General features: G+C 67.2%; 20 protein-coding genes. 16 read left to right on the forward strand and 4 right to left on the reverse strand.

Going from position 1 to position 20,651, the window contains the following annotated elements; translation table 11 throughout:
• Window positions 1–9 precede the first annotated feature (9 nt).
• Window positions 10–834 (forward strand): YrzE family protein, encoded by an 825-nt coding sequence (locus tag AC3IMC_RS14615; protein ID WP_490919264.1) that lies wholly within the window; start codon window positions 10–12, stop codon window positions 832–834.
• Here the strand turns inward: AC3IMC_RS14615 and AC3IMC_RS14620 are convergent, their stop codons facing one another.
• The gene (locus AC3IMC_RS14620) at window positions 835–1,233 is read right to left on the reverse strand and encodes a YchJ family protein (RefSeq protein ID WP_490919265.1); all 399 of its coding nucleotides are present in this window, start codon (window positions 1,231–1,233) and stop codon (window positions 835–837) included. It lies immediately after the preceding gene.
• Between the two features lie 164 nt (window positions 1,234–1,397).
• On the opposite strand from AC3IMC_RS14620, the gene AC3IMC_RS14625 reads away from it, so the two are divergent.
• The 7 genes from AC3IMC_RS14625 (at window position 1,398) to AC3IMC_RS14655 (ending at window position 8,189) form a co-directional block, all read left to right on the forward strand.
• Complete coding sequence (locus AC3IMC_RS14625; protein ID WP_490919266.1) at window positions 1,398–2,057, forward strand: hypothetical protein; 660 nt, start codon at window positions 1,398–1,400, stop codon at window positions 2,055–2,057.
• 26 nt (window positions 2,058–2,083) lie between these two features.
• Complete coding sequence (locus AC3IMC_RS14630) at window positions 2,084–3,088, forward strand: aldo/keto reductase family protein (protein WP_490919268.1); 1,005 nt, start codon at window positions 2,084–2,086, stop codon at window positions 3,086–3,088.
• Window positions 3,089–3,937 (forward strand): SDR family oxidoreductase, encoded by an 849-nt coding sequence (locus AC3IMC_RS14635; RefSeq protein ID WP_490919269.1) that lies wholly within the window; start codon window positions 3,089–3,091, stop codon window positions 3,935–3,937. It begins immediately after the preceding gene.
• A 255-nt stretch (window positions 3,938–4,192) separates the two neighbouring features.
• On the forward strand, window positions 4,193–5,338 hold the full coding sequence (locus AC3IMC_RS14640; protein ID WP_490919270.1) for a sulfite oxidase: 1,146 nt from the start codon (window positions 4,193–4,195) through the stop codon (window positions 5,336–5,338).
• Between the two features lie 31 nt (window positions 5,339–5,369).
• The gene (locus tag AC3IMC_RS14645) at window positions 5,370–5,753 is read left to right on the forward strand and encodes an RNA-binding S4 domain-containing protein (protein WP_490919271.1); all 384 of its coding nucleotides are present in this window, start codon (window positions 5,370–5,372) and stop codon (window positions 5,751–5,753) included.
• Between the two features lie 159 nt (window positions 5,754–5,912).
• Complete coding sequence (locus AC3IMC_RS14650; protein ID WP_490919273.1) at window positions 5,913–7,412, forward strand: HNH endonuclease; 1,500 nt, start codon at window positions 5,913–5,915, stop codon at window positions 7,410–7,412.
• A gap of 159 nt (window positions 7,413–7,571) precedes the next feature.
• Complete coding sequence (locus AC3IMC_RS14655) at window positions 7,572–8,189, forward strand: uracil-DNA glycosylase family protein (RefSeq protein ID WP_490919274.1); 618 nt, start codon at window positions 7,572–7,574, stop codon at window positions 8,187–8,189.
• A 50-nt stretch (window positions 8,190–8,239) separates the two neighbouring features.
• On the opposite strand, the gene AC3IMC_RS14660 is transcribed toward AC3IMC_RS14655, so the two are convergent.
• Window positions 8,240–9,484, reverse strand: a complete 1,245-nt coding sequence (locus tag AC3IMC_RS14660) for a type II toxin-antitoxin system HipA family toxin (protein ID WP_490919275.1) — start codon at window positions 9,482–9,484, stop codon at window positions 8,240–8,242.
• Window positions 9,481–9,744, reverse strand: coding sequence for a helix-turn-helix transcriptional regulator (locus AC3IMC_RS14665; protein ID WP_490919276.1), 264 nt, complete (start codon window positions 9,742–9,744; stop codon window positions 9,481–9,483). The genes AC3IMC_RS14660 and AC3IMC_RS14665 overlap by 4 nt, the downstream gene beginning before the upstream one ends.
• A gap of 224 nt (window positions 9,745–9,968) precedes the next feature.
• Between AC3IMC_RS14665 and AC3IMC_RS14670 the strand changes: the two genes are divergently transcribed.
• The 6 genes from AC3IMC_RS14670 (at window position 9,969) to AC3IMC_RS14695 (ending at window position 16,262) form a co-directional block, all read left to right on the forward strand.
• The gene (locus AC3IMC_RS14670; RefSeq protein WP_490919277.1) at window positions 9,969–10,724 is read left to right on the forward strand and encodes a phosphatase PAP2 family protein; all 756 of its coding nucleotides are present in this window, start codon (window positions 9,969–9,971) and stop codon (window positions 10,722–10,724) included.
• Window positions 10,725–10,754: 30 nt separating this feature from the next.
• Complete coding sequence (locus tag AC3IMC_RS14675; RefSeq protein WP_490919278.1) at window positions 10,755–11,390, forward strand: DedA family protein; 636 nt, start codon at window positions 10,755–10,757, stop codon at window positions 11,388–11,390.
• A 41-nt stretch (window positions 11,391–11,431) separates the two neighbouring features.
• Window positions 11,432–12,139, forward strand: coding sequence for a FadR/GntR family transcriptional regulator (locus tag AC3IMC_RS14680; RefSeq protein ID WP_490919279.1), 708 nt, complete (start codon window positions 11,432–11,434; stop codon window positions 12,137–12,139).
• Between the two features lie 34 nt (window positions 12,140–12,173).
• Window positions 12,174–13,238: an asparaginase gene (locus tag AC3IMC_RS14685; protein WP_490919281.1), complete on the forward strand. Its 1,065-nt coding sequence runs from the start codon at window positions 12,174–12,176 to the stop codon at window positions 13,236–13,238.
• Window positions 13,239–13,245: 7 nt separating this feature from the next.
• On the forward strand, window positions 13,246–14,667 hold the full coding sequence (locus AC3IMC_RS14690; RefSeq protein WP_490919282.1) for an aspartate ammonia-lyase: 1,422 nt from the start codon (window positions 13,246–13,248) through the stop codon (window positions 14,665–14,667).
• Between the two features lie 80 nt (window positions 14,668–14,747).
• Window positions 14,748–16,262: an amino acid permease gene (locus tag AC3IMC_RS14695; protein ID WP_490919283.1), complete on the forward strand. Its 1,515-nt coding sequence runs from the start codon at window positions 14,748–14,750 to the stop codon at window positions 16,260–16,262.
• Window positions 16,263–16,350: 88 nt separating this feature from the next.
• Here AC3IMC_RS14695 and ggt read toward each other — a convergent pair whose 3' ends face one another.
• On the reverse strand, window positions 16,351–18,183 hold the full coding sequence (gene ggt / locus AC3IMC_RS14700; RefSeq protein WP_490919284.1) for a gamma-glutamyltransferase: 1,833 nt from the start codon (window positions 18,181–18,183) through the stop codon (window positions 16,351–16,353).
• A 98-nt stretch (window positions 18,184–18,281) separates the two neighbouring features.
• Here ggt and AC3IMC_RS14705 point away from each other — a divergent pair, with 98 nt between their 5' ends.
• Both AC3IMC_RS14705 and AC3IMC_RS14710 read left to right on the forward strand, forming a co-directional pair.
• Complete coding sequence (locus AC3IMC_RS14705; RefSeq protein WP_490919285.1) at window positions 18,282–19,229, forward strand: L-lactate dehydrogenase; 948 nt, start codon at window positions 18,282–18,284, stop codon at window positions 19,227–19,229.
• A 104-nt stretch (window positions 19,230–19,333) separates the two neighbouring features.
• Window positions 19,334–20,650 carry an ATP-binding protein gene (locus AC3IMC_RS14710; RefSeq protein WP_490919286.1) on the forward strand — a complete coding sequence of 439 codons (1,317 nt, stop codon included), beginning with the start codon at window positions 19,334–19,336 and terminating at the stop codon, window positions 20,648–20,650.
• Window position 20,651: the final 1 nt, after the last annotated feature.

Consider the following 20,651-nt stretch of genomic DNA (forward strand, 5'->3'; position numbering starts at 1 on the left):
GTGGTTCACATGAGCAGCTCAACGGACCCAGAGAACCTGCCTCCCCGCCGCCACCGGGAGGACGAGACCCCCCGGAGCGGAAGCTACCGTGCAGCGGACGCGGATGAGGCAGCCACACGCTCGTTCGACCAAGCCCCCGCGCGTTCAAGCGACCGCGGCGACTACTACCCCGAGCCAACCGCCGAGCGGGTATACGAGCCCGCCCCCACCGCCGCGGCACCCGTGGTGGACCGGGGGCTGGCTGACCGGGAGACCGCCGTCGCACGCCAGCGGGAACGCTTCGGCGGCATCAAGGCCGGCTCGGCCTTCTTCGGCTGGCTCACCGCCACCGGAATGGCCGTGCTCCTGACCGCCTTGGTGGCAGCAGCCGGAACGGCCGTAGGCCTTGCCAGCAACACGGACGTCAACGAGGCCGTGAACCAGGCGGCCCAGAACACTGGAACGGTGGGGCTGGTAGGCATCATCGTCCTGCTGGTTATCCTGTTCCTGTCCTACTATTGCGGCGGCTACGTGGCCGGCCGGATGGCACGGTTCAACGGTGCCAAACAAGGCCTGATGGTGTGGATCTGGGCACTCATCGCGGCGATCCTGGTTGCCGTGCTGGGCATGGTGGCCGGCCAGCAGTTCAACGTCCTGGCCAGCCTGAACAGCTTCCCGCGGATCCCCATCAATGAGGGGCAGCTGACCACCACGAGCATCATCGCCGCCGTCGTGGTTGCCGCGGTAGCCCTGGTCGGCGCCGTGCTGGGCGGACTGGCGGGCATGCGGTTCCACCGCAAGGTGGACCGTGCGGGCTTCACTCCGGACAGCGAATACTACGACGACGACAAGTAGTCAGGCCCGGATGTCGCCGTCCACATACAGCCAGCGGCCGCCGTCCCGGACAAACCGGCTGGCCTCGTGGAGGACGCCGCGCTCCCTGCCGTGCCGGTAATGGGCCTTGAACTCGACCGTTCCCTCCGTGTCGAAGGGACCACCCCCGCTGGTGGACAGGATGTCCAGGCGCCGCCACTGCATCTCCGGGTCCAGCTGGAGGTCGCGGGGAGCCGTCGCCGGATGATGGGTGCGCAGCAGGTAGGCCTCGTCAAGAAGGGCAAAGGCTGAGTAGCGGGAGCGCATGAGCTGCTCCGCGGTTGCCGCCTCCGCATGGCCCGAGTGGAACCGTCCGCAGCAGTCCTGGTAGTGCTCCCCGGACAGGCACACGCAGTTGTCCTGCCCTTCAATGGTTGTCATACCCGGATGCTGTCATATCCGGTAACAGCTTTGCTACAACCCCCTGCCGCCAAGCCGGCCGGGCGGCACGGCGGAGCAAAAATCCGTATGGTGGAGAAGGAGCTTCGCCCACGGCCTGACGCGCCGGGTGCTGGTTCAGGATGACGGGAGAGAGGAGAGATGACGTGGAGCAACCGGACACTCTCGTCCTCAACCTGACTTTCCTCGGCACCGTGGGCATGGCGCTGATGATGTTTTTCGTTCTCTTCCTGCTCGGGGTTATCACCCTGGTCCTGGCGGGCCTGGGCCGGCTCGCCGCCGTCGTGCTGATGGCACTTTTCGGCAGGCGCCCCCTGGTCCGGTCCCGGGACACTGCAGGCAGCGCGGCTGGGTCCGCCACCCCCCGCCGGCTGTTGCGGGAACGGCTGGCCGCGTCGAAGCCGGACCGGCTGGCCAAGTCGCTCCGCACCGCCGTCGAACGCCACCCGAAGCTTGCCGCACGCCGCGAACCTCCGGTCCTTGCGGAGGACTGGGCCTCGGCCGTGGCCGACGCGGATGCCCGCGCGATCGCCAGGGCACGCGCCGCGGCACCGGAAATCAAGCTTTCAGTGCGCGACCTCCCCGACCCCGCCGTCCCCGCGGAGAAGGTGGTGGAAGTCGCCCCTTTGGTCGAATCCGCGCTGCACAACCATCGGCCGCCCCAGGAGCTGCCCCGCTCGTTCAAAAAACCGCAGCCGCCCCACCCGCTCGCACCGCTCGATACCGGCTCGCTGGTTTCCCTCTCCGCTCCGCAGGCCATCAAGGAACAGGCAGAGGAACAGAACGGAGCAAAGCCCTTACCCTGAGCAACCATCTGGGTTAGCGTGAACATATGGAATTCAGATACCTCGGTAACAGCGGCTTCAAAGTCTCGGAAATCACGTTCGGCAACTGGCTGACACACGGCTCGCAGGTGGAAAACGACGTTGCCACCCAGTGCGTGCGGGCGGCCCTCGACGCCGGCATCAGCACCTTCGACACGGCCGATGTCTACGCCAACACGGCAGCGGAAACGGTCTTGGGCGAGGCCCTGAAGGGCGAGCGCCGCGAATCCCTGGAAGTCTTCACCAAGGTCTTCGGCCCCACCGGCCCCAAGGGCAAGAACGACCTCGGCCTTTCCCGGAAGCACATCATGGAGTCCATCAACGGTTCGCTGCGCCGGCTGCAGACGGACTACGTGGACCTCTACCAGGCCCACAGGTTCGACTTCGAAACGCCGCTGGAAGAGACCATGCAGGCCTTCGCGGACATCGTCCGGCAGGGCAAGGCCCTCTACATCGGTGTCAGCGAATGGACCGCAGACCAGCTTCGTGAAGGCCACAAGCTGTCCAAGGAACTCGGCTTCCAGCTCATCTCCAACCAGCCGCAGTACTCCATGCTCTGGCGCGTCATCGAAGCCGAGGTCGTCCCGGCGTCGGAAGAGCTGGGCATCTCCCAGATCGTCTGGTCCCCGATGGCGCAGGGTGTCCTCAGCGGCAAATACCTGCCCGGCCAGCCAGCCCCCGAGGGCAGCCGCGCCACGGATGAAAAGGGCGGCGCCAAGATGATCGAACGCTGGATGCGCGACGACGTCCTGGCAGGGGTGCAGGAACTGAAACCCATCGCGCAGGAAGCCGGACTGTCCATGCCGCAGCTGGCGGTTGCGTGGGTGCTGCAGAACCCGAACGTGGCTTCCGCCATTGTCGGCGCGTCCCGGCCGGAGCAGATCGCGGACAGCGTGGGCGCGGCCGGCGTGAAGCTGGAAACGGAGGTCCTGAAGAAGATCGACGACGCCATCGGGTCACTCGCGGAGCGCGATCCCGCCCAAACCAAGTCGCCGGCAACCAGGGAAGCCTGAGTGGCGCTGCCCGGACTTGCCGTCACCGGAGCCACCGGCGGGCTGGGCGGGATGGTGGCGCGGCACGTAGCCGCGTCCGGTTCCGCCCAGCGCCTGCTGGTGCGGGACGCTGCCCGGGCCCCCGAACTTGAGGGGGCTTCGGCGGTCGTCTGCAGTTATGGGGACGGGCCCGCGGCCCGCCAGGCGTTGGACGGCGTGGAGGTCCTGTTCATGGTGTCCGCTGCTGAAGCCGAGGACCGGCTGCAGCAGCACTATGCGTTCGTGGACGCCGCCGCGGCAGCGGGCGTGGAGCATGTGGTGTACACGTCCTTCTACGGCGCCGCACCGGACGCCACCTTCACCCTCGCCCGGGACCACTACGCCACCGAGGAGCGCATCAAGGACTCGGGGATGGATTTCACGTTCCTCCGGGACAATTTCTATCTCGACTTCCTGCCGCTGCTGGCCGGAGAGGACGGCGTGATCCGGGGCCCGGCCGGGGACGGCGTGTTCTCCGGGGTGGCGCGGGAGGATGTCGCCCGCTGTGCCCACGCCGTACTGCGGGACCCGGCCGTGCATCAGGGGAAGACCTACAACCTGACCGGCCCCGAGGAACTGACCCTGGCCAGGGCTGCGGAGATCCTCACCACGGGGACCGGGCGGTCTGTCAGCTACCATCCTGAAACGGTCGAGGAAGCCTACGCATCACGGGCCTCCTACGGCGATCCGCAGTGGCAGCTGGATGCGTGGGTCAGCACCTACACGGCGATGGCCTCGGGCGAGATGGCCGGACTCTCCCCTGACGTGCACGGACTGACCGGCGATGACCCCATCAGCCTGGCGGAGTTCCTGACACGGCCCGTTTTATAGCGGTGGACAGGTGATGTCCGGGGCCGCTGTTTGTCCTGATCTACCTGGCGCTGGCACGCATTTGCCTCGAATCGCTGATCGCCGGGATCCGCACGGCCGAGAACACGACAGAACTGGTCCGGATGCAGGGCGGCCCGGCCCGCCGGCAGGCTGACAGCGGCCCCGCCGGCAGGTAGGGCGTTGACGGGTCTGCGGGGCCAGGCGTAAACCTGTGGCAGGGCACTATCCCAGTCCATAGACCAGAATCGCAGCGCCATGTCCTACACCGATCAGCAACCCACTGTCAGCGGCACGCCTACAACTCCACCGGCACCCCAAAGTCCCGCCGCCGGCACCACGCCGGCGGCGGGAGCGGCGGGCATTACGCCGGAGGAGCTGCAGCTCTCGGCCCGCAACCATTCCATGCCGCTGGAGGCGCTCCGGCGGGATGTAACGCCGCCGGGTCTCCATTATGTGCTGACCCATTTCGACATCCCGGACATCGATGGGGACTCCTGGCATCTGCGGATCAACGGAGCGGTGGAGGGTGCTTTGGAACTGAGCATGGCCGCGCTTCGCAGGGACCCGGCCATCACTGTCCCGGTCACCCTTGAATGCGCAGGAAACGGCCGCTCACTCCTGGACCCAAGGCCGCTTAGCCAACCCTGGGTGCTGGAGGCAGTGGGAACGGCGCACTGGACCGGCGTTCCCCTGGCTTACCTCCTGGGCAAAGCAGGCGTGCTGCCCAATGCCACGGAGGTGGTCTTTACCGGGACCGACGCGGGGGTACAGGGCGGCGTTGCCCAGAAGTACGCGCGGAGCCTGCCCATCCGGGAAGCGCTGCGTCCCGACGTCGTCCTTGCCTACGAAATGAACGGGGGCGAACTGCCGCCCCAGCACGGATACCCGCTGCGGCTGGTAGTCCCCGGGTGGTACGGGATGGCCAGCGTCAAGTGGCTCGAATCCATCGAGGTGGTCACGGCACCGTTCACCGGCTACCAGCAGCAGGTGGCCTACCGTTACCAGGATTCCGAGGACGACGCCGGGCGGCCGGTGTCCCGGATCCGCGTGCGTTCGCTGATGGTCCCGCCGGGAGTCCCCGACTTCTTCACCCGGCACCGGGTTCTCCGCCCCGGTCCGGTACTGCTTCAGGGCAGGGCGTGGTCCGGGGAAGGTGCAGTCACCGCCGTAGAGGTAGGAATCGACGGCACCTGGCTCCCCGCCCAACTGGACAAGCCGGCGGGTGGCTTCGCTTGGCGGAAATGGACACTGCCGTGGGTTGCCGAACCCGGGGAGCATGTCCTCGCCTGCCGCGCCACCGACATCACCGGCGCCACGCAGCCCCTCGAGCAGAACTGGAATTACCAAGGGATGGGCAACAACGTGGTGCAGCGCGTGAACGTGACGGTGGAAGGCAGCTGATCCGGCGCCGGGGCTATACTCGGTGCCAATCATGACGAGCCTTCCTTCCGCCCCCGCGAGCGTCCGAATCGATGCCTGGCTGTGGTCCATCCGCGCCTACAAGACCCGATCGGCCGCCACCGCCGCGTGCCGGGCCGGGCATGTGCGCCTGAACGGCAGCCCGTCGAAGGCATCGGCAACCCTCGTAACGGGTGATACCGTGACCGTCCGCATGCCGGGGTACGAGCGCATCCTCGAAGTGAGGCGCCTCATTGCCAAGCGCGTGGGGGCTGAGGCAGCGTCCAACTGCTTCACCGACCACACGCCGCCGCGTCCCCTTGCCCCGGCACTTGGACTGCCCCAGCGCGACCGGGGCACCGGCCGGCCAACCAAGAAGGATCGCCGCGAGATGGAGCGCCTCCGCGGCACGGTCTAAGCGCTGACAGCTTCAATCCCGCCCCTGGGTCGCAAAGTACGACGGCGGGTGGCTGGCTTTTGCGGGCCTGCCGTCTTCCTTGGGTGTTTGCCGGCGCCGTTTTCCACATAGGGGTTGGGGGTGGCTGCCATTGTCAGAGGGTGCTGGAAGACTTTGGTCATGGAAGCACTGGGGACGAGGCAATCAGGTGTGACGGCGGCGGCGAGTGGAACGCCGCAGCCTGCGGCCCTGGCTGTTGCTGCCGTTCCCACCCTTGCTGATGTCCTGGCCCTGCTTCGTTCCGTGCCGCTCGCCGCTGATGGTCCGGGCTTGATCGACCAGATCAGCGGGCTGGAGGACATCAAGTGCCTGGCTGGCGCGAAGCAGGCCGATGCCACCGTGGCCTTTGATCTTCAGCAGCGGCGGGAGCAGGCTGCGGCGGGAATGCCGGCCGATGAGCGGGGCGCCGGCGTGGCGGCGCAGATCGCGCTGGCCCGGCGGGAGTCCCCGGCGAAGGGTTCGCGGCTGCTGGGCCTGGCTAAGGCCCTGACCGGGATGCCGCACACGTTCGCCGCGTTCAGGAACGGCCGGTTGAATGAGTGGCGGACAACGCTGATCGTGAAGGAAACGATCTGCCTGTCTGTCGAGGACCGGGTCGGCGTGGACGAGGAGCTCGCCGCCGGCAGCGGAACCCTCACCGGCACCCTCGACGGCGCCGGTGACAAGGCCATCATCGCCGCGGTCCGTGCCGCGGCGTACCGGCGGGACCCCGCGTCCGTTGCCAAGCGGGCGGCCCGGGCCGTGGGTGAGCGGTGCGTGAGCCTGCGCCCGGCACCGGACACCATGACCTACCTGACCGCGCTGCTGCCGGTCGCGCAGGGCGTCGCCGCCTACGCGGCCCTGTCCCGGGACGCCGACACCGCCCGCTCGGCAGGCGATGACCGGTCCCGCGGGCAGGTCATGGCCGACACCTTGGTCGAACGCGTCACCGGCACCCCCGGCGGCGTGTCCGGGGTTGAGATCCAGCTCGTCATGACCGACCGCACCCTCCTCCAAGCCGATACCGAACCCGCACGCCTCCCCGGCTACGGTGTTGTTCCCGCAGCAACCGCCCGCGAACTCGCCCTCACCGGCAAGAGCGGCGGCGCAGGGGACGCCGTCACCCCGGAATTCAATGTCTTCCTCCGCCGGCTCTACACCGCCCCCGGCACCGGGGAACTGGTCGCGATGGACTCCAACGCCCGGCTCTTCCCGCCTGGCCTGAAACGCTTCCTCCAGATCAGGGACGACACGTGCCGCACCCCCTACTGCGACGCCCCGATCCGGCACCACGACCACATCGAATCCTGGCAAAACGGCGGCCCCACCACCGCAGTCAACGGCCAAGGCCTCTGCGAAGCCTGCAACCACACCAAAGAAACCCCCGGCTGGACCGCGAAGCCGGTTCCCGGGCCACGCCACACCGTCACAACCACCACCCCCACTGGCCACACCTACCAATCCACGGCACCACCCCTGCCGGGAACTGCCGCCCAACCTGTCCAACCCGTCCCACTTGTCCAACCCGGCCAGGCCGTCCATGTCCTCGGAAGGGTGGTGCCCCGGAGCGACAGCAGGCGCCGAAAGCTTTGGCAGCGCGCCAAGAGCAGAATGACCGGCGCCCCGGCCGGGATCCGCTAGGGGCGCGCGCCAGGAAAAGTGCTCCCACCAGCACTGATGCGGTGGAGACCGCCGGGATTAGGGGTGCCCCTAACATTGCCCCTGCCCACCCCTACCCCGGGGAGCGTAAAGTGGCATCGGACGCCTGATTCTGGACGCCTCGCTGCTTAGGGAGAGATCGTGACGATTGATTGGGACGAAAAAAAGGCCCTGCTACAGGAACCCAACATTGCCAAAGTGACGCAGCTTTGCGATGAACTGATGGAAAAGAAGCCCGGCTTCACGGTCCCGTATATCGACCCCGTCCACGACGAAGATGAGTGCAGGATTATCAGTCTCCACCCGAGCCCCGGCAAGGGCACCGAGTCCGGATTCGTCTCCCATAACAACGACGACGAAGCCGCCCGCCGCGCCACCCAGATCTACGAACTGGCCGAACTCGACCCCCGCTACGTGATGCCGTGGAACGCCTACCCGTGGGTCCGTGAAAGCGGCAGCCCGTCAGCGCTGAGCGTCCAGGAGAAGACGGACGGCCTCCGCCCCTTCCGCCAGTTCCTCAAGATCAACGCCCGCGTCTCGGCGATCATCGCCCACGGCACGGATGCATCCACCTTCCTGACACTTTTCGAAAAGACGTACCACTCGTCGCTGAAGAACGCCGGCATCAAGATCTACAAGGCAACCGCATTAGGGGGCAGGGCATTTGCCGTCTCCGAAGCAAAACAGGAAGAGCTCCTCGCCAAGAGCGTGGAAACCTACCGGGATGCCATGCAACGGGCCGGCATCCAGCACCTGTGAACCACGGCCAGGCGCCTGCGCTCCTGGCATAGCTGCTGGGAACATCCGCGTTATCCTTCGAACATCCGCCGGCGGTGCTTCAGCTCCTTCACCCATGCCCTGGTGACCATCTCGGGGAACGGTGAACCGCCGTCGTGGTTCCCTTTGGCGCCACTTACGACGGCGAAGGCCGTCCCTGCCTGAAGGTCGGCAAGCAAAGGTCCCGACGCGGCCAGGGCCAACTCGGCCACCTTCGCGGCGGTGCGCGCCGGAAGTCCCAGCCCGGCCGCCCAGCCCAGGAAGTGGCGGCGGGAGATGCCCGTCCGTTTGCCGTCAAGGGTCAGCGCCAGCGTCTTGTCGCCGTACACGACGGTGGAAGGGATGTCATACACCGGCGCGACGGTCCATTCCCCATGCGGCTGCTGCACCATGGACAGGTTTTTGGCGTGGAGGTCGCCGTTGCCGCTCAACCACGCGAAGGCTACCTGGATGGCGAGGTTCCGCAGGGCCGGCAGCGGCGCGGCACAATGATCCGCCAAAGCATGGCAGACCTGCCCATAGCCCACGTTGTACTTGCCCGCCGGGTAGAGCTTGAGCACCTGCGCGGCGTCTTCGACTGCCAGGCGCTGGACGTCGTCCGCTCCCCCACCCGGCAACGGAACCCTGTCGAAGCGCTCCACCAGCAGGCCCGGCCGCCCGGCCACATCCCGGATAAGCTCCACCCGGCTTAACGGGATCCGCAGTTTGGCCGCGTAACGGAACATCACCAGTTCGTTCTCCACCACGTGCGGAAATTCGGGGGCATTAAGTTTGAGGATGTACCGCCGCCCGGCCCTGGCAACGGGCACCGAAATCATTCCCGCGGACAACTTGTCCTGCACCCCGGCGAGCGCCACCGGGTCGATCAGGTCCGGATCACCGAGAAGCTGGTCGAAATCAACGGGTTGTTTCGGGTCCAGTTCCACTGCATGCTCGTCCGGCTCCAGCGGCTCTCCGTGCCCCACGATCTGCACATCGCCCACGGGATTTGCGCCGGCCGCGATGAGCAGGGAGAGGTCGTCGTCGGCGCTGGTCTTGATGGAGCGCCTCAGCGCGTTAAGGCGGCGGCCTTCCGGCAGCAGCCCGGTGAAGTAGGGCGGGGCCGCCCCCGCAGGAGAGAAGACAGGCTCGCCGGTCAGCGGCAGGGAGCTTGCGACGGCGGCTCCGTGGGCAGCTAGGTACGAGGGCAGGTAACTGAACTTCGTGCCGCCGTCGTGCCGCTCCAGCCGCGCGGCCAAAATGCCGGCTTTATAAATGTCCGCAACCCGGTGCCTCACGGGCCAGCCCCGTCCTGGCCGCCCGGGGGCCGCGCAAGGCGGGACGCCGGGCTGGCGCGACCGGTGATCTGCAGCTCAAGGCCGAGCGTCTCCAGCACGGCCACCAGCGAGTCGAGCTGGATGCTGGGCTTGCCCTGCTCCACGAACCGGACAAAGCGCTCAGAGACCCCTGCCATGTCCGCAAGGTCACGCTGGCTGAGGCGCAGGGAGGCCCGCCGCGCCCGAACTTCTGCTGCCAGCCGCTTGGGTAACTGGTCCATCTCCCTCAATACCACCCGCCTGTTAGGCACGAACGTGCCGATGGCTCTGCCAAACCACCCTATCGCCGTTAAAACCTGCCGTAAAGCACTTCGTTCGGCACGAACGTGCCGGAGACTAGCCAAGCTCAACGGACGTCAGGCCCGTCCCGAGCCCCTTCACAGGTTCCTTTCAGGCACGCAGGCGCATACTCAAGGTGAGTACCTCCCCGCGAAAGAACCACACGATGCCCTCACCAAGCCCCCGCCCTGCTGCTTCGGCCGGGCCAGCCATTCCGGAGGTCCGGATGGCCGCCCTTCCCCAGCTCCGGCACTGGATCGCGCTGCCCATGCTGGCCGCCGTCCTGATCGCCGCCGCCGGTTTGGCCCTGCGGTTCATCCCGGCCCTGACGGCCTCGGACATGGCCGTGGATGCCGAGCTGAGCCACGACCACACCCCGCCCCTGACCAGCCTTGCCCTCTTCATCAACGTGGTCTTCAGTCCGCCCGGCGGGGTGCTGATGATCGCGGCCCTCTGCCTGTACCTGCTGCTGGTGCGGCGAAGCCCCGTGAACGCCGTTGCCACAGGCATGGTGGCGGCCGGGGGCTGGGTCAGCAGCGAGCTGTTCAAGGTGGTGGTGGCCCGGCACCGGCCGGATTCCACCGCCCTGTTCAACCCGCTGATCCCCGAGCCCGGCACCGACAGCTTCCCCAGCGGCCATACAGCGCTGGCCGCTGCCCTCGCCATCGCCATCTTCCTGCTGGCCCGCGGCACGAGGTGGCAGCGCCCCGCCGCCGTCCTGGGCGTTCTCCTGGTGGTGGCGGTGGCACTCTCCCGCGTCTACCTGGGGGTGCACTACCCCACCGACGTCGTGGCGTCCTTCCTCACGGCAGCAACCGGAGCAGCGTTCGTTACCGGCCTCTGGAACCGGTTCGGCCTGGCCATTCTCAGCCGGATCCCGTTCCTGGCAAAGCTTGGTCCCGTCCCGGCGCCGCAGGCTTAAACGCGGCGCCGCAGGCTTAAACTTGCTGCCATGACGGCCTTCATCGATGGCCTCCTGAACGTCAGCCCCCTGGTGGCGTACATCGCAGTCTTCTGCCTGGTGTTCGCCGAAGACGCCTTGTTTGTCGGCTTCGTCATCCCGGGCGAAACGGCAGCGGTGCTGGGTGGCGTGGTGGCCAGCCGCGGTGAAGTGCAGCTCCTTCCCATGATGGCCCTGGTGGTCACCGCAGCCATCGTCGGGGACAGCGCCGGATATGAGGTGGGAAAACATCTGGGCCAGCGCATCATCAACTCCCGGCCGCTCGCCCGCCACCAGGAACGCCTGGAAAATGCGCAGGACTTCCTGCGCCGCAAAGGAGGTTCCGCCGTCTTCCTGGGCCGCTTCACCGCGTTCTTCCGCGCCGTCATGCCCGCACTGGCCGGCACGTCGCGCATGCCCTACGGCCGGTTCCTCGCCTTCAACGCCGCCGGCGGCCTGGCCTGGGGCGCCGGTTTTGTCCTGCTGGGCTTCGTGGCGGGCAACTCCTATGAAGCCGTCGCCCAGGCAGCAGGCCGGGATATCGCCGTCGTGATCGCCGTGCTGGCAGTGGCGGCACTCATCACCTGGCACTTCCGTTCCCGACGGCGTCGACAGCGCCGGGCCGCGGCCAGCCAGCCGAAGAGGTAGGAAAGTTTGACAGACACTGTGACCGGTGCCATATTTAAAGCGTGAACCTGTCAGACAGCCGGACAGCAGGACAGCCTGCAGCCCGCCCCCTCGCCCGGCTGAGTGCCGCCGAGGCGGTGTTCAACGCTATCCGGACAGACATTGAGTCAGGGGCTATCCCGGTCGGCAGCAAGCTCAGCTCCGAGGCCGTCCTCTCGCAGGAGTACGGCGTGAGCCGTTCGGTGATCCGGGAAGCCCTGCGCTCCTGCACCGCGTTGGGACTGACGGTCACCAGGACGGGGAAGGGCACCTTTGTGGTTGCCAGCAAGGTGGCCAACGACCTGACCCTGGGACAGTACTCGGCGCGCGACCTCACCGAAGCCCGGCCACACATTGAGGTCCCCGCCGCCGGGCTGGCCGCGCAGCGGCGCACCCCGGAGGAGCTGGAAACCCTCCGCGACGTCGTGGCCGCTATGTCCGCCGAGACAGACCCCGAATCATGGGTGGCCATGGATTCGACCTTCCACGCCACGATCGCCCGCGCCAGCGGCAACAAGGTCTTTGCCAGCGTTGTGGCAGACATCCGTGACGCCCTGGCCCACCAGTCCGAGACTCTGAACATGGTGGCGGACCGGCAGCACGCCTCAGACATCGAACATCAGGAAATCCTTGCCGCCATCGAGGCGGGCTCCGCGGAGGACGCCCGCACTGCCATGGCCCGGCACCTGGAAGCCGTGGGCGTGGCCCTGGATTCCATCCTCAACAACTGACGAACCACGATCCATCCACCATCCCAAGGACGCCATGCCCTCCCCTGCGTTTTCCGCTGCCCCCACTGCTGATCCGGCCGTACTGGCCCTGCCGCAGCACACACCCTTGGTGGCCGCCGTCCGCGACGGTCTGGTGGAGAGCGTCCACTACGGTTCCGCCATCGCCCTCGGCCCTGACGGGACTGCAGCAGCCACGGCCGGCGACCCGCAAGCGCCGTTCTACCCCCGCTCTTCGCTGAAGCCGTTGCAGGCCGTCGCCATGGTCCGTGCCGGACTGAAGCTTCCGGCCGACCTCCTGGCACTCGCCGCCGCCAGCCACTCCGGCGCGGCGGCGCACCGCGACGGCGCACTGCGCATCCTCGAACTGCACGGGCTCGCCGCCTCAGACCTCGGCAACAGCACGGACCTCCCCTATGGCGTCGAAGAGCGCGAGGACTGGCTGCGCAGCGGCGGCAGCGCAACGCAAATCACCCAGAACTGCTCCGGCAAGCACGCCGCCATGGTGGCCACCTGCGCCGTCAACGGCTGGCCCGTGCAGGGCTACCTGGACCCGTCCCACCCGCTGCAGCAGCTCGTGGCACGCACCGTTATCGAGCTGACCGGCGAACAGCCGGCAGCCCTGAGCACCGACGGCTGCGGTACGCCCCTGTTCGCGCTGACCCTGCACGGCATGGCCCGCGCGTTCGGCCGGATCGCCCGTGCCGCCGCCTCGGATGCTCAGAACGACGGCGGCAGCCCGGAAGCCGCCGTCGGCCTCGCCATGCAGCGGCACCCGGAGATGGTGGCCGGCGACGGCCGCGACGTCACCGGTCTGATGCGCCTGCTGCCCGGCTCCGTGGCCAAGGACGGCTTCGAGGGCGTCCAGCTGGTGGGCCTGGCCGACGGCAGCGCCGTGGCTGTGAAGATTTCCGACGGCGGCGACCGCGCCCGGATGCCGGCCACCGTGCGCCTGCTCGAAGCCCTCGGCCAAGACCCCGACGAACTGGCCGGCATCGCCACCGCCCCCGTGCTGGGCGGAGGCCATGAGGTGGGCCGGTTGCAGGCCACCGACTTCCTGAACCACAACACCCTGTCCGCACCCGTCAACGAAGCCCTGTAAGGACACCATGACCACCATCGAAACAGCTGTACCCGCACAGGTCCGCTCAGAGCATGACCTGCTCGGCGACCGCGACGTACCGGCACACGCCTACTGGGGCGTGCACACCCTCCGCGCCGTCGAGAACTTCCCCATTACCGGGCAGAAGCTGTCCTCCAACATGCACCTGGTCCGGGGCCTGGCCGCCGTGAAGCTGGCCGCCGCCCGCACCAACCGCGAGCTCGGCCTGCTGGACGCCGAACGCGCCGATGCCATCGAACAGGCATGCCACGACGTGCTCGCCGGCCGCCTGGCCGACCAGTTCGTGGTGGACGTCGTCCAGGGCGGCGCCGGGACGTCGTCGAACATGAACGCGAACGAGGTCATCGCCAACCGGGCGCTGGAAATCCTGGGCCACCCCAAGGGCGACTACGCGCGGCTGCACCCCAACGACCACGTCAACCTCAGCCAGTCCACCAACGACGTGTACCCCACGGCAGTGAAGTTGGGCACGATCTTCGCCGCCCGGGAACTGCTGGCAGCCCTCGAAGAACTCGAGGACGCCTGCGCCGCCAAGGCCATGGAATTCCGCACCGTGGTGAAGATGGGCCGCACCCAGCTGCAGGACGCCGTCCCCATGACGCTGGGCCAGGAGTTCGGCAGCTACGCCGTCACCATCGGCGAGGACCGGCTCCGCCTGGCGGAGGCTGAGCTGCTGATCCACGAGATCAACCTCGGCGCCACAGCGATCGGCACCGGACTGAACGCCCCGGCCGGCTACGCCGAAACAGCCTGCCGGCACCTGGCGGAGGTCACCGGGCTGCCCCTCGTGACCGCCGTCGACCTCATCGAAGCCACCCAGGACGTTGGAGCGTTCGTGCACCTGTCCGGCGTGCTGAAGCGCGTTGCGGTCAAGCTCTCCAAGATCTGCAACGACCTCCGCCTGCTCTCCTCAGGTCCGCGCGCCGGCTTCGGCGAAATCAACCTGCCCGCGGTCCAGTCCGGGTCCTCCATCATGCCCGGCAAGATCAACCCGGTGATCCCGGAAGTGGTCTCCCAGGTGGCCTACGAAGTCATCGGCAACGACGTCACCATCACCATGGCCGCCGAAGCGGGCCAGCTGCAGCTCAACGCCTTCGAACCGATCATCGTCCACAGCCTCCACAAGAGCATCTCCCACCTGGAGGCAGCCTGCCGCACCCTGACGGCGCGCTGCATCCGGGGAATCACCGCCAACACCGAACACCTGCGCCGCACCGTGGAGCAGTCCATCGGCCTGGTGACCGCACTGAATCCCCACCTCGGCTACGCCACCGCCACTGCCATCGCGCAGGAAGCACTTGCCACCGGCAAGGGCGTGGCGGAACTGGTCCTGGAACACGGGCTCCTCACCGGTGCCCAACTCCAGGAACTCCTGAGCCCCGAACGCCTGGCCAACCTCAGCAAATAATCCCCACCCGCCCCCTAGCCTCGCAAGCTCGGCCAGGGAACCCGGCGGGCGTGGGCCCACCGTTGTAAGGACACCCCCCAATGACAAACACTCCCCTTCCAGACCACGTTATTGACGGTGGTCACGCGCACGCGTCCGAGACCTCCCTGCACGCCGAGGACAAGGGCTACCACAAGAACCTCAAGCCCCGGCAGATCCAGATGATCGCCATCGGCGGCGCGATCGGCACCGGCCTGTTCCTCGGCGCCGGCGGCCGGCTCAATGCAGCCGGCCCGTCCCTGGTCATCGCGTACGCGGTGTGCGGTTTCTTCGCGTTCCTGATCCTCCGCGCCCTGGGCGAACTGGTGCTGCACCGGCCATCCTCGGGCTCCTTCGTCTCCTACGCCCGCGAATTCTTCGGCGAAAAAGCCGCGTTCGTCTCCGGCTGGTTCTACTGGATCAACTGGGCCACCACCACCATCGTGGACATCACCGCGGCCGCCCTCTACATGCACTTCTTCGGCAACTACATCCCCTGGATGGCCGATGTCCCGCAGTGGGTCTGGGCACTGACAGCCCTCGTCGTCGTCCTGTGCCTGAACTTGGTCTCCGTGAAGGTCTTCGGCGAGATGGAATTCTGGTTCGCCCTGATCAAGGTCGCTGCCCTGGTCGCATTCCTCATCATCGGCACCTACTTCGTCATCTTCGGCACCCCCGTGGACGGCCAGCAGGTGGGCATCAGCCTCCTGTCCGATAACGGCGGGATCTTCCCCAACGGACTGCTGCCGATGATCATCCTCATGCAGGGCGTCCTGTTCGCCTACGCCTCCATCGAACTGGTGGGCACCGCCGCGGGCGAAACCGAAAACCCCGAAAAGATCATGCCCAAGGCCATCAACTCCGTGGTCTTCCGCATCGCCGTGTTCTACGTCGGCTCCGTGATCCTGCTCGCCCTGCTGCTGCCGTTCACGTCCTACCAGAAGGGCGTCAGCCCCTTCGTGACGTTCTTCGGCTCCATCGGCGTCCAAGGCGTGGACGTCATCATGAACCTCGTGGTCCTCACCGCCGCCCTGTCGTCCCTGAACGCCGGCCTCTACTCCACCGGCCGGATCCTGCGCTCCATGTCCGTCAACGGCTCGGCCCCCAAGTTCGCCTCCCGCATGAACAAGGCAGGCGTGCCCTACGGCGGCATCGCCATCACCGCCGTCGTCTCCCTGCTGGGCGTCCCGCTGAACTACCTCGTCCCGGCCGAGGCGTTCGAAATCGTCCTCAACATCGCCTCCGTCGGCATCATCATGACCTGGGCCACGATTGTGCTGTGCCAGATCCAGCTCAAGCGCTGGGCTGACAAGGGCTGGGTGGAGCGCCCCTCGTTCCGCATGTTCGGCGCCCCCTACACCGGCTACCTCTCCCTGCTCTTCCTCGTCGGCGTGCTGGTCATGGTCTTCATCGATTCACCGCTCACCATGCTCGTGACGGCCATCGCGTCGGTCCTGATGGTGGCCGGCTGGTACGCCTGCCGGACCCGGATCCGCGAAATCGCCGAAACCCGCGAAGGCTTCACCGGAATGTCACCCGTGGTCGCCAACGCGCCGGCCGAGACCTTCAAGAAGTAACTGCCTTAAACGTCCGACGGCGGCACCCGGGTTCTGGAACAAACCAGCCCAGGTGCCGCCGTCGGGGTTTAACGGCGGTTTTCTCCGGTCACTTTGCCGGTTTCACCACCATGGCCGATCCGCCGCCGCGCCTGACCGGTTCCGCGGCCGCCAGGACCTGACCGTCCTTCAGGAATTCGATGGCGGTGGCCGCTCCGATTTCCGAGGCGGACGAGAACGAATCGCCGGAAGGCGTGAACTCGTGGCCGAAGCGCGAGGTCAGTGCGGCCCCGTACTTGTCAATGAAGGCCGGTTCGGCGGTCACCTTCGCGGTGTTCCGCTGTGCTGCGCGGGGTGCCGCGATGGCGTCCGGGATGCTCATGCCCAGGTCGATGCGGTTCACCAGCGTCTGCAGGACGGTGGTGATGATAGTGGAGCCACCCGGGGAACCCAGGGCCAGGAACGGCTTGTCGTCCTTCAGCAGGATCGTGGGGGACATGGACGAACGCGGTCGCTTGCCGGGCTCGATCCGGTTGGGGTCGGTCGCGCTGTAGACGGTGGAGAAGTCGGTCAGCTCGTTGTTGAGCAGGAACCCGCGGCCGGGAACAACAATGCCGGAGCCGCCCGTCTGCTCGATGGTCAGCGTGTATTCCACCACGTTGCCCCACTTGTCGGAGACAGTCATGTTGGTGGTGGAGATGTTCTCCGTGTCCTTCTCGTCCGGGAGCGCGGCGGGATCCACCGGGCAGGTGCCGTCATACGACTTCACGTCACCGGCCGCCACGGGCTTCGTCGCTGCGTGTGCGGGATCGAGCTCGCAGGCACGCTCCTTGCCGAAGATGGGATCCGTCAGGGCCTTGGTGGGAACATCCACGAAGGCGGGGTCGCCAACATACGCGGCCCTGTCCGCGAAGGCCAGGGCGCTGGCCTCGAGGTAGTGGTGAAGGACGGCAGGCTTGTCCTTCTTCAGGTCCGGCAGGTCGAACACGTCCAGGATGTTCAGCGACTCACCCACAGTGGTGCCGCCGCTGCTGGAGGGTGCCATGCCGTAGACGTCATAGCCGCGGTAGTTCACGTGGGTTGGCTTCTGGTCCAGGGCCTTGTAGTTGGCAAGGTCCTTCGCCGTCATGGAACCCACCGGAACGGGGAGTTTGGTGTCCGGGGACTTCGGGGGCGCCTGGACAGTCTTGGCGATCTCTTCGGCGAGCGGACCTGTGTAGAAAGCGTCCATGCCCTTACGCGCCAGCAGGCGGTAAGTGTCCGCCAGGTCGTGGTTCTTGAACACCGAGCCCACCTCCGGGAGCTGTCCGCCCGGGAGATAGAGGTCCTTGGTGGAAGTGAACGCCTCGAAGCGGACCTGATTGTCCTTGGTCTGGCTGCGGAAGGTATCGTCCACCACGAAGCCGCGGTCGGCCACCTTGATGGCGGGTTTCAGCGCGTCCCCGAGGCTGATGCTGCCCCAGCGCTCCAGGGCGCGTTCCCAGGTTGCAGGCGTTCCCGGGACCCCCACCGAAACGCCGCTCGTCACCAGCTCCGGCGTGAAGTTGTAGGCCTTGCCCGTGGCGGGATCGATGAAGGCATCGTGCGAGATGCCCGCGGGCGCCGTCTCCCGGCCGTCGATGGTGCTGACCTTGCGGGACTTTGCGTCGTAGTAGACGAAGTAGCCGCCCCCGCCGATGCCGGCGGAGTACGGCTCGGTCACCCCCAAAGTGGCTGCGGCGGCGACGGCAGCGTCCACCGCGTTCCCGCCCTTGCGCAGGACGTCGATGGCTGCCGCTGAAGCTTCCGGGTCCACGGTGCTGACGGCGCCGCCGTAGCCGGTGGCGGTGGGATCCTTGTCGGTTTGCCGTTCATCGGCAAAGGCCGGGCTGATGGCCCCGGTGGTCACGCTCACCGTCAATGCGGCGGTCAGAGCTGCGAGCCGGCGTCCGAAATGTGGCATGGTGGCTCCTAAGTGGGGTTGAGTGATGTGGGTCACGCTACTCTTCAGGGGAGACACACTCAACGGCCGGCGGTACCCTCCGCGGGAAGGGGTAGACCATGTCAGGATCGAAGCTAGCGGTGGTAGGGGCGGGAAGCGTCGGAACATCCCTTGCGTACGCGGCCCTGATCCGCGGCTCGGCCAGCAATATCGCGTTGTTCGACGTCAACGCGCCAAAGGCCGAGGCCGAGGCGCTCGATCTTGCCCACGGCAGCCAGTTCGCGGCAGCCTCCGCCTCGGTCACCGGCGGCGGGGACATCGCTGTAACGGAGGGGGCCGACGTCGTCGTCATTACGGCAGGTGCCAAGCAAAACCCCGGCCAGAGCCGCCTGGACCTGGCCGGCACCAATGTCCGCATCCTGGAGCAGCTGATGCCACAGCTGCTGGAGCAGGCACCCAATGCCGTCTATGTCCTGGTGACCAACCCCTGCGACGTCCTCACCGTGGCCGCGCAGCGCATTTCAGGGCTGCCCACCGAACGGATCTTCTCCTCGGGCACGGTCCTGGACACCTCCCGGCTGCGGTGGCTGCTCGCCCGGCGCGCAGGCGTGTCCGTGGCAAGCGTCCACGCCAGCATGGTGGGCGAGCACGGCGATACCGAGTTCCCGCTGTGGTCCGGCGCCACGATCGGACCCGTCCCAATCCGCGAATGGACGGACGGTGGTGAACGGATCTTCACACCCGGCTACCTCGCCGAAGCTGCACGGGATGTCACGCAGGCCGCGTACAAGGTCATCGCCGGCAAGGGCGCCACGAACTACGCGATCGGGCTCTCCGGTGCCAGGATCGTGGAGGCGCTCCTCCGCGACGACAACGCTGTCCTGCCCGTCTCCACGGTTCTGTCAGGGCAGTACGGGATTTCGGGCGTGGCGCTGTCCCTTCCCAGCATCGTGGGCCGCGGGGGCGTGCGCCGGGTCCTGGACACACCCATGGACCCCGGTGAACAGGCGGCACTGCAGCATTCCGCCGACACGCTGCGGAACACCATGGCCACGCTGGGGCTTTGAACGCGCGTCATGCAACGCCGCCGCAACCATGTCCGGCGGCGGTTCGCATATGCTCACCAACAGAAGCTGTGCCGGCTCAATGAGGAACCAACAGGAGTAAACGCATGACCAACTGGCGGATCAGGGACTTCCACCCGGCAGACCTGGACGGGATCCTGCACCTGTGGGAGACCCTCAAGGCGAACAATGTGGAACCGGTCTATGCCCTCTCCGAGGTGCTCGCGTCCTGCGAAAAGGACCACGCGGTGGTAGCGGTGCTGGGCGAGCAGGTGGTGGGCGCCGCCGTCGGCCGTGCTGCCCATGACCAAGGCTGGATCGTCTTCCTGGCCACCCTCCCTGAGTACCGGGGCCGCGGGATCGGCACCTCACTGCTCGCCGCCGTCGAAAACCGCATGGCACCGCACGGGCTGAACAAGCTCTCCGCCCTGATGCCGGAATCGGAGACGCGGGTGGAGGCATTCCTGGGCCGGGGTTTCGCCTTGAAGAAGAACCTGCGGTACTTCGAACGCACCATTCCCGTGCAGCGCCAGGAGCTTGGCGCCCTGGGCCAGCTGGGGGGCAGGGTCCTCGCCCGCGACCTATGGGAGAACGTCGCCGGGATGCGCCGGGAAAAGGAACTGCTGGAGCGGCGCCTGGTGCTTCCCCTCGCCGAGGCGGACCTCGCGGACGAATTCGGCGTGGTGCCGCCGCGCGCCGTCGTCCTTTTCGGACCCCCGGGCACCGGCAAGACCACCTTTGCCAAAGCGATCGCCTCCCGCCTGGAGTGGCCGTTCGTGGAGGTGTTCCCGTCCCGGCTGGCGGCCGATCCGCAGGGCCTGGCCGGGGCGCTGCGCGAGACCTTCCTGGAAATCGCCGAACTGGAACACGCGGTGGTGTTCATCGACGAGGTGGAGGAAATCGCCTCCCAGCGCGCGGGGGACCCGCCGTCGCCGCTGCAGGGGGTCACCAACGAGCTGCTGAAGATCATCCCGGCGTTCCGCGAGCAACCGGGCCGGCTGCTCGTGTGCGCCACGAACTTCATCCGTGCCCTGGATTCGGCGTTCCTGCGCCATGGCCGGTTCGACTACGTGATCCCGATCGGACTGCCCGACCGGCAGGCGCGGGAGGCGATGTGGCAGCGCTTCATTCCCGCACCGGTGGTGGATGACGTGGATGTGGAACTGCTGGTGGAACGCACGGAGGGCTTCTCCCCGGCGGACATTGAGTACGCGGCCCGCAGCGCCTCCCAGCGGGCGTTGGAGAAAGCAGTGTACGACGACGGCGGGCTGGCCTCCGGAGGTGAGGTTTCCGTTCGGGAGGCCGTGCGGAAGGGGCCCTCCACCCAGGATTACCTGGATGCTATCGGGGACACCCGGACCACGGTGAGCGAACAGGTCCACCAGGACTTCCTCGAAGACATCGACGCCTTGGGACGGGTGTAGC

It is taken from the genome of Arthrobacter sp. E70 (genome assembly GCF_058266945.1).

Bases quoted from the DNA above. Each gene is read 5' to 3' on its own strand.
- AC3IMC_RS14675 (WP_490919278.1), top strand. From the start codon at position 10,755: ATGACGGCCTTCATCGATGGCCTCCTGAACGTCAGCCCCCTGGTGGCG.
- AC3IMC_RS14645 (WP_490919271.1), top strand. From the start codon at position 5,370: ATGACGAGCCTTCCTTCCGCCCCCGCGAGCGTCCGAATCGATGCCTGG.
- AC3IMC_RS14695 (WP_490919283.1), top strand. From the start codon at position 14,748: ATGACAAACACTCCCCTTCCAGACCACGTTATTGACGGTGGTCACGCG.
- AC3IMC_RS14615 (WP_490919264.1), top strand. From the start codon at position 10: ATGAGCAGCTCAACGGACCCAGAGAACCTGCCTCCCCGCCGCCACCGG.
- AC3IMC_RS14685 (WP_490919281.1), top strand. From the start codon at position 12,174: ATGCCCTCCCCTGCGTTTTCCGCTGCCCCCACTGCTGATCCGGCCGTA.
- AC3IMC_RS14710 (WP_490919286.1), top strand. From the start codon at position 19,334: ATGACCAACTGGCGGATCAGGGACTTCCACCCGGCAGACCTGGACGGG.
- AC3IMC_RS14650 (WP_490919273.1), top strand. From the start codon at position 5,913: ATGGAAGCACTGGGGACGAGGCAATCAGGTGTGACGGCGGCGGCGAGT.
- AC3IMC_RS14630 (WP_490919268.1), top strand. From the start codon at position 2,084: ATGGAATTCAGATACCTCGGTAACAGCGGCTTCAAAGTCTCGGAAATC.
- AC3IMC_RS14690 (WP_490919282.1), top strand. From the start codon at position 13,246: ATGACCACCATCGAAACAGCTGTACCCGCACAGGTCCGCTCAGAGCAT.
- AC3IMC_RS14705 (WP_490919285.1), top strand. From the start codon at position 18,282: ATGTCAGGATCGAAGCTAGCGGTGGTAGGGGCGGGAAGCGTCGGAACA.
- ggt (WP_490919284.1), bottom strand. From the start codon at position 18,183: ATGCCACATTTCGGACGCCGGCTCGCAGCTCTGACCGCCGCATTGACG.
- AC3IMC_RS14670 (WP_490919277.1), top strand. From the start codon at position 9,969: ATGCCCTCACCAAGCCCCCGCCCTGCTGCTTCGGCCGGGCCAGCCATT.
- AC3IMC_RS14640 (WP_490919270.1), top strand. From the start codon at position 4,193: ATGTCCTACACCGATCAGCAACCCACTGTCAGCGGCACGCCTACAACT.
- AC3IMC_RS14665 (WP_490919276.1), bottom strand. From the start codon at position 9,744: ATGGACCAGTTACCCAAGCGGCTGGCAGCAGAAGTTCGGGCGCGGCGG.
- AC3IMC_RS14620 (WP_490919265.1), bottom strand. From the start codon at position 1,233: ATGACAACCATTGAAGGGCAGGACAACTGCGTGTGCCTGTCCGGGGAG.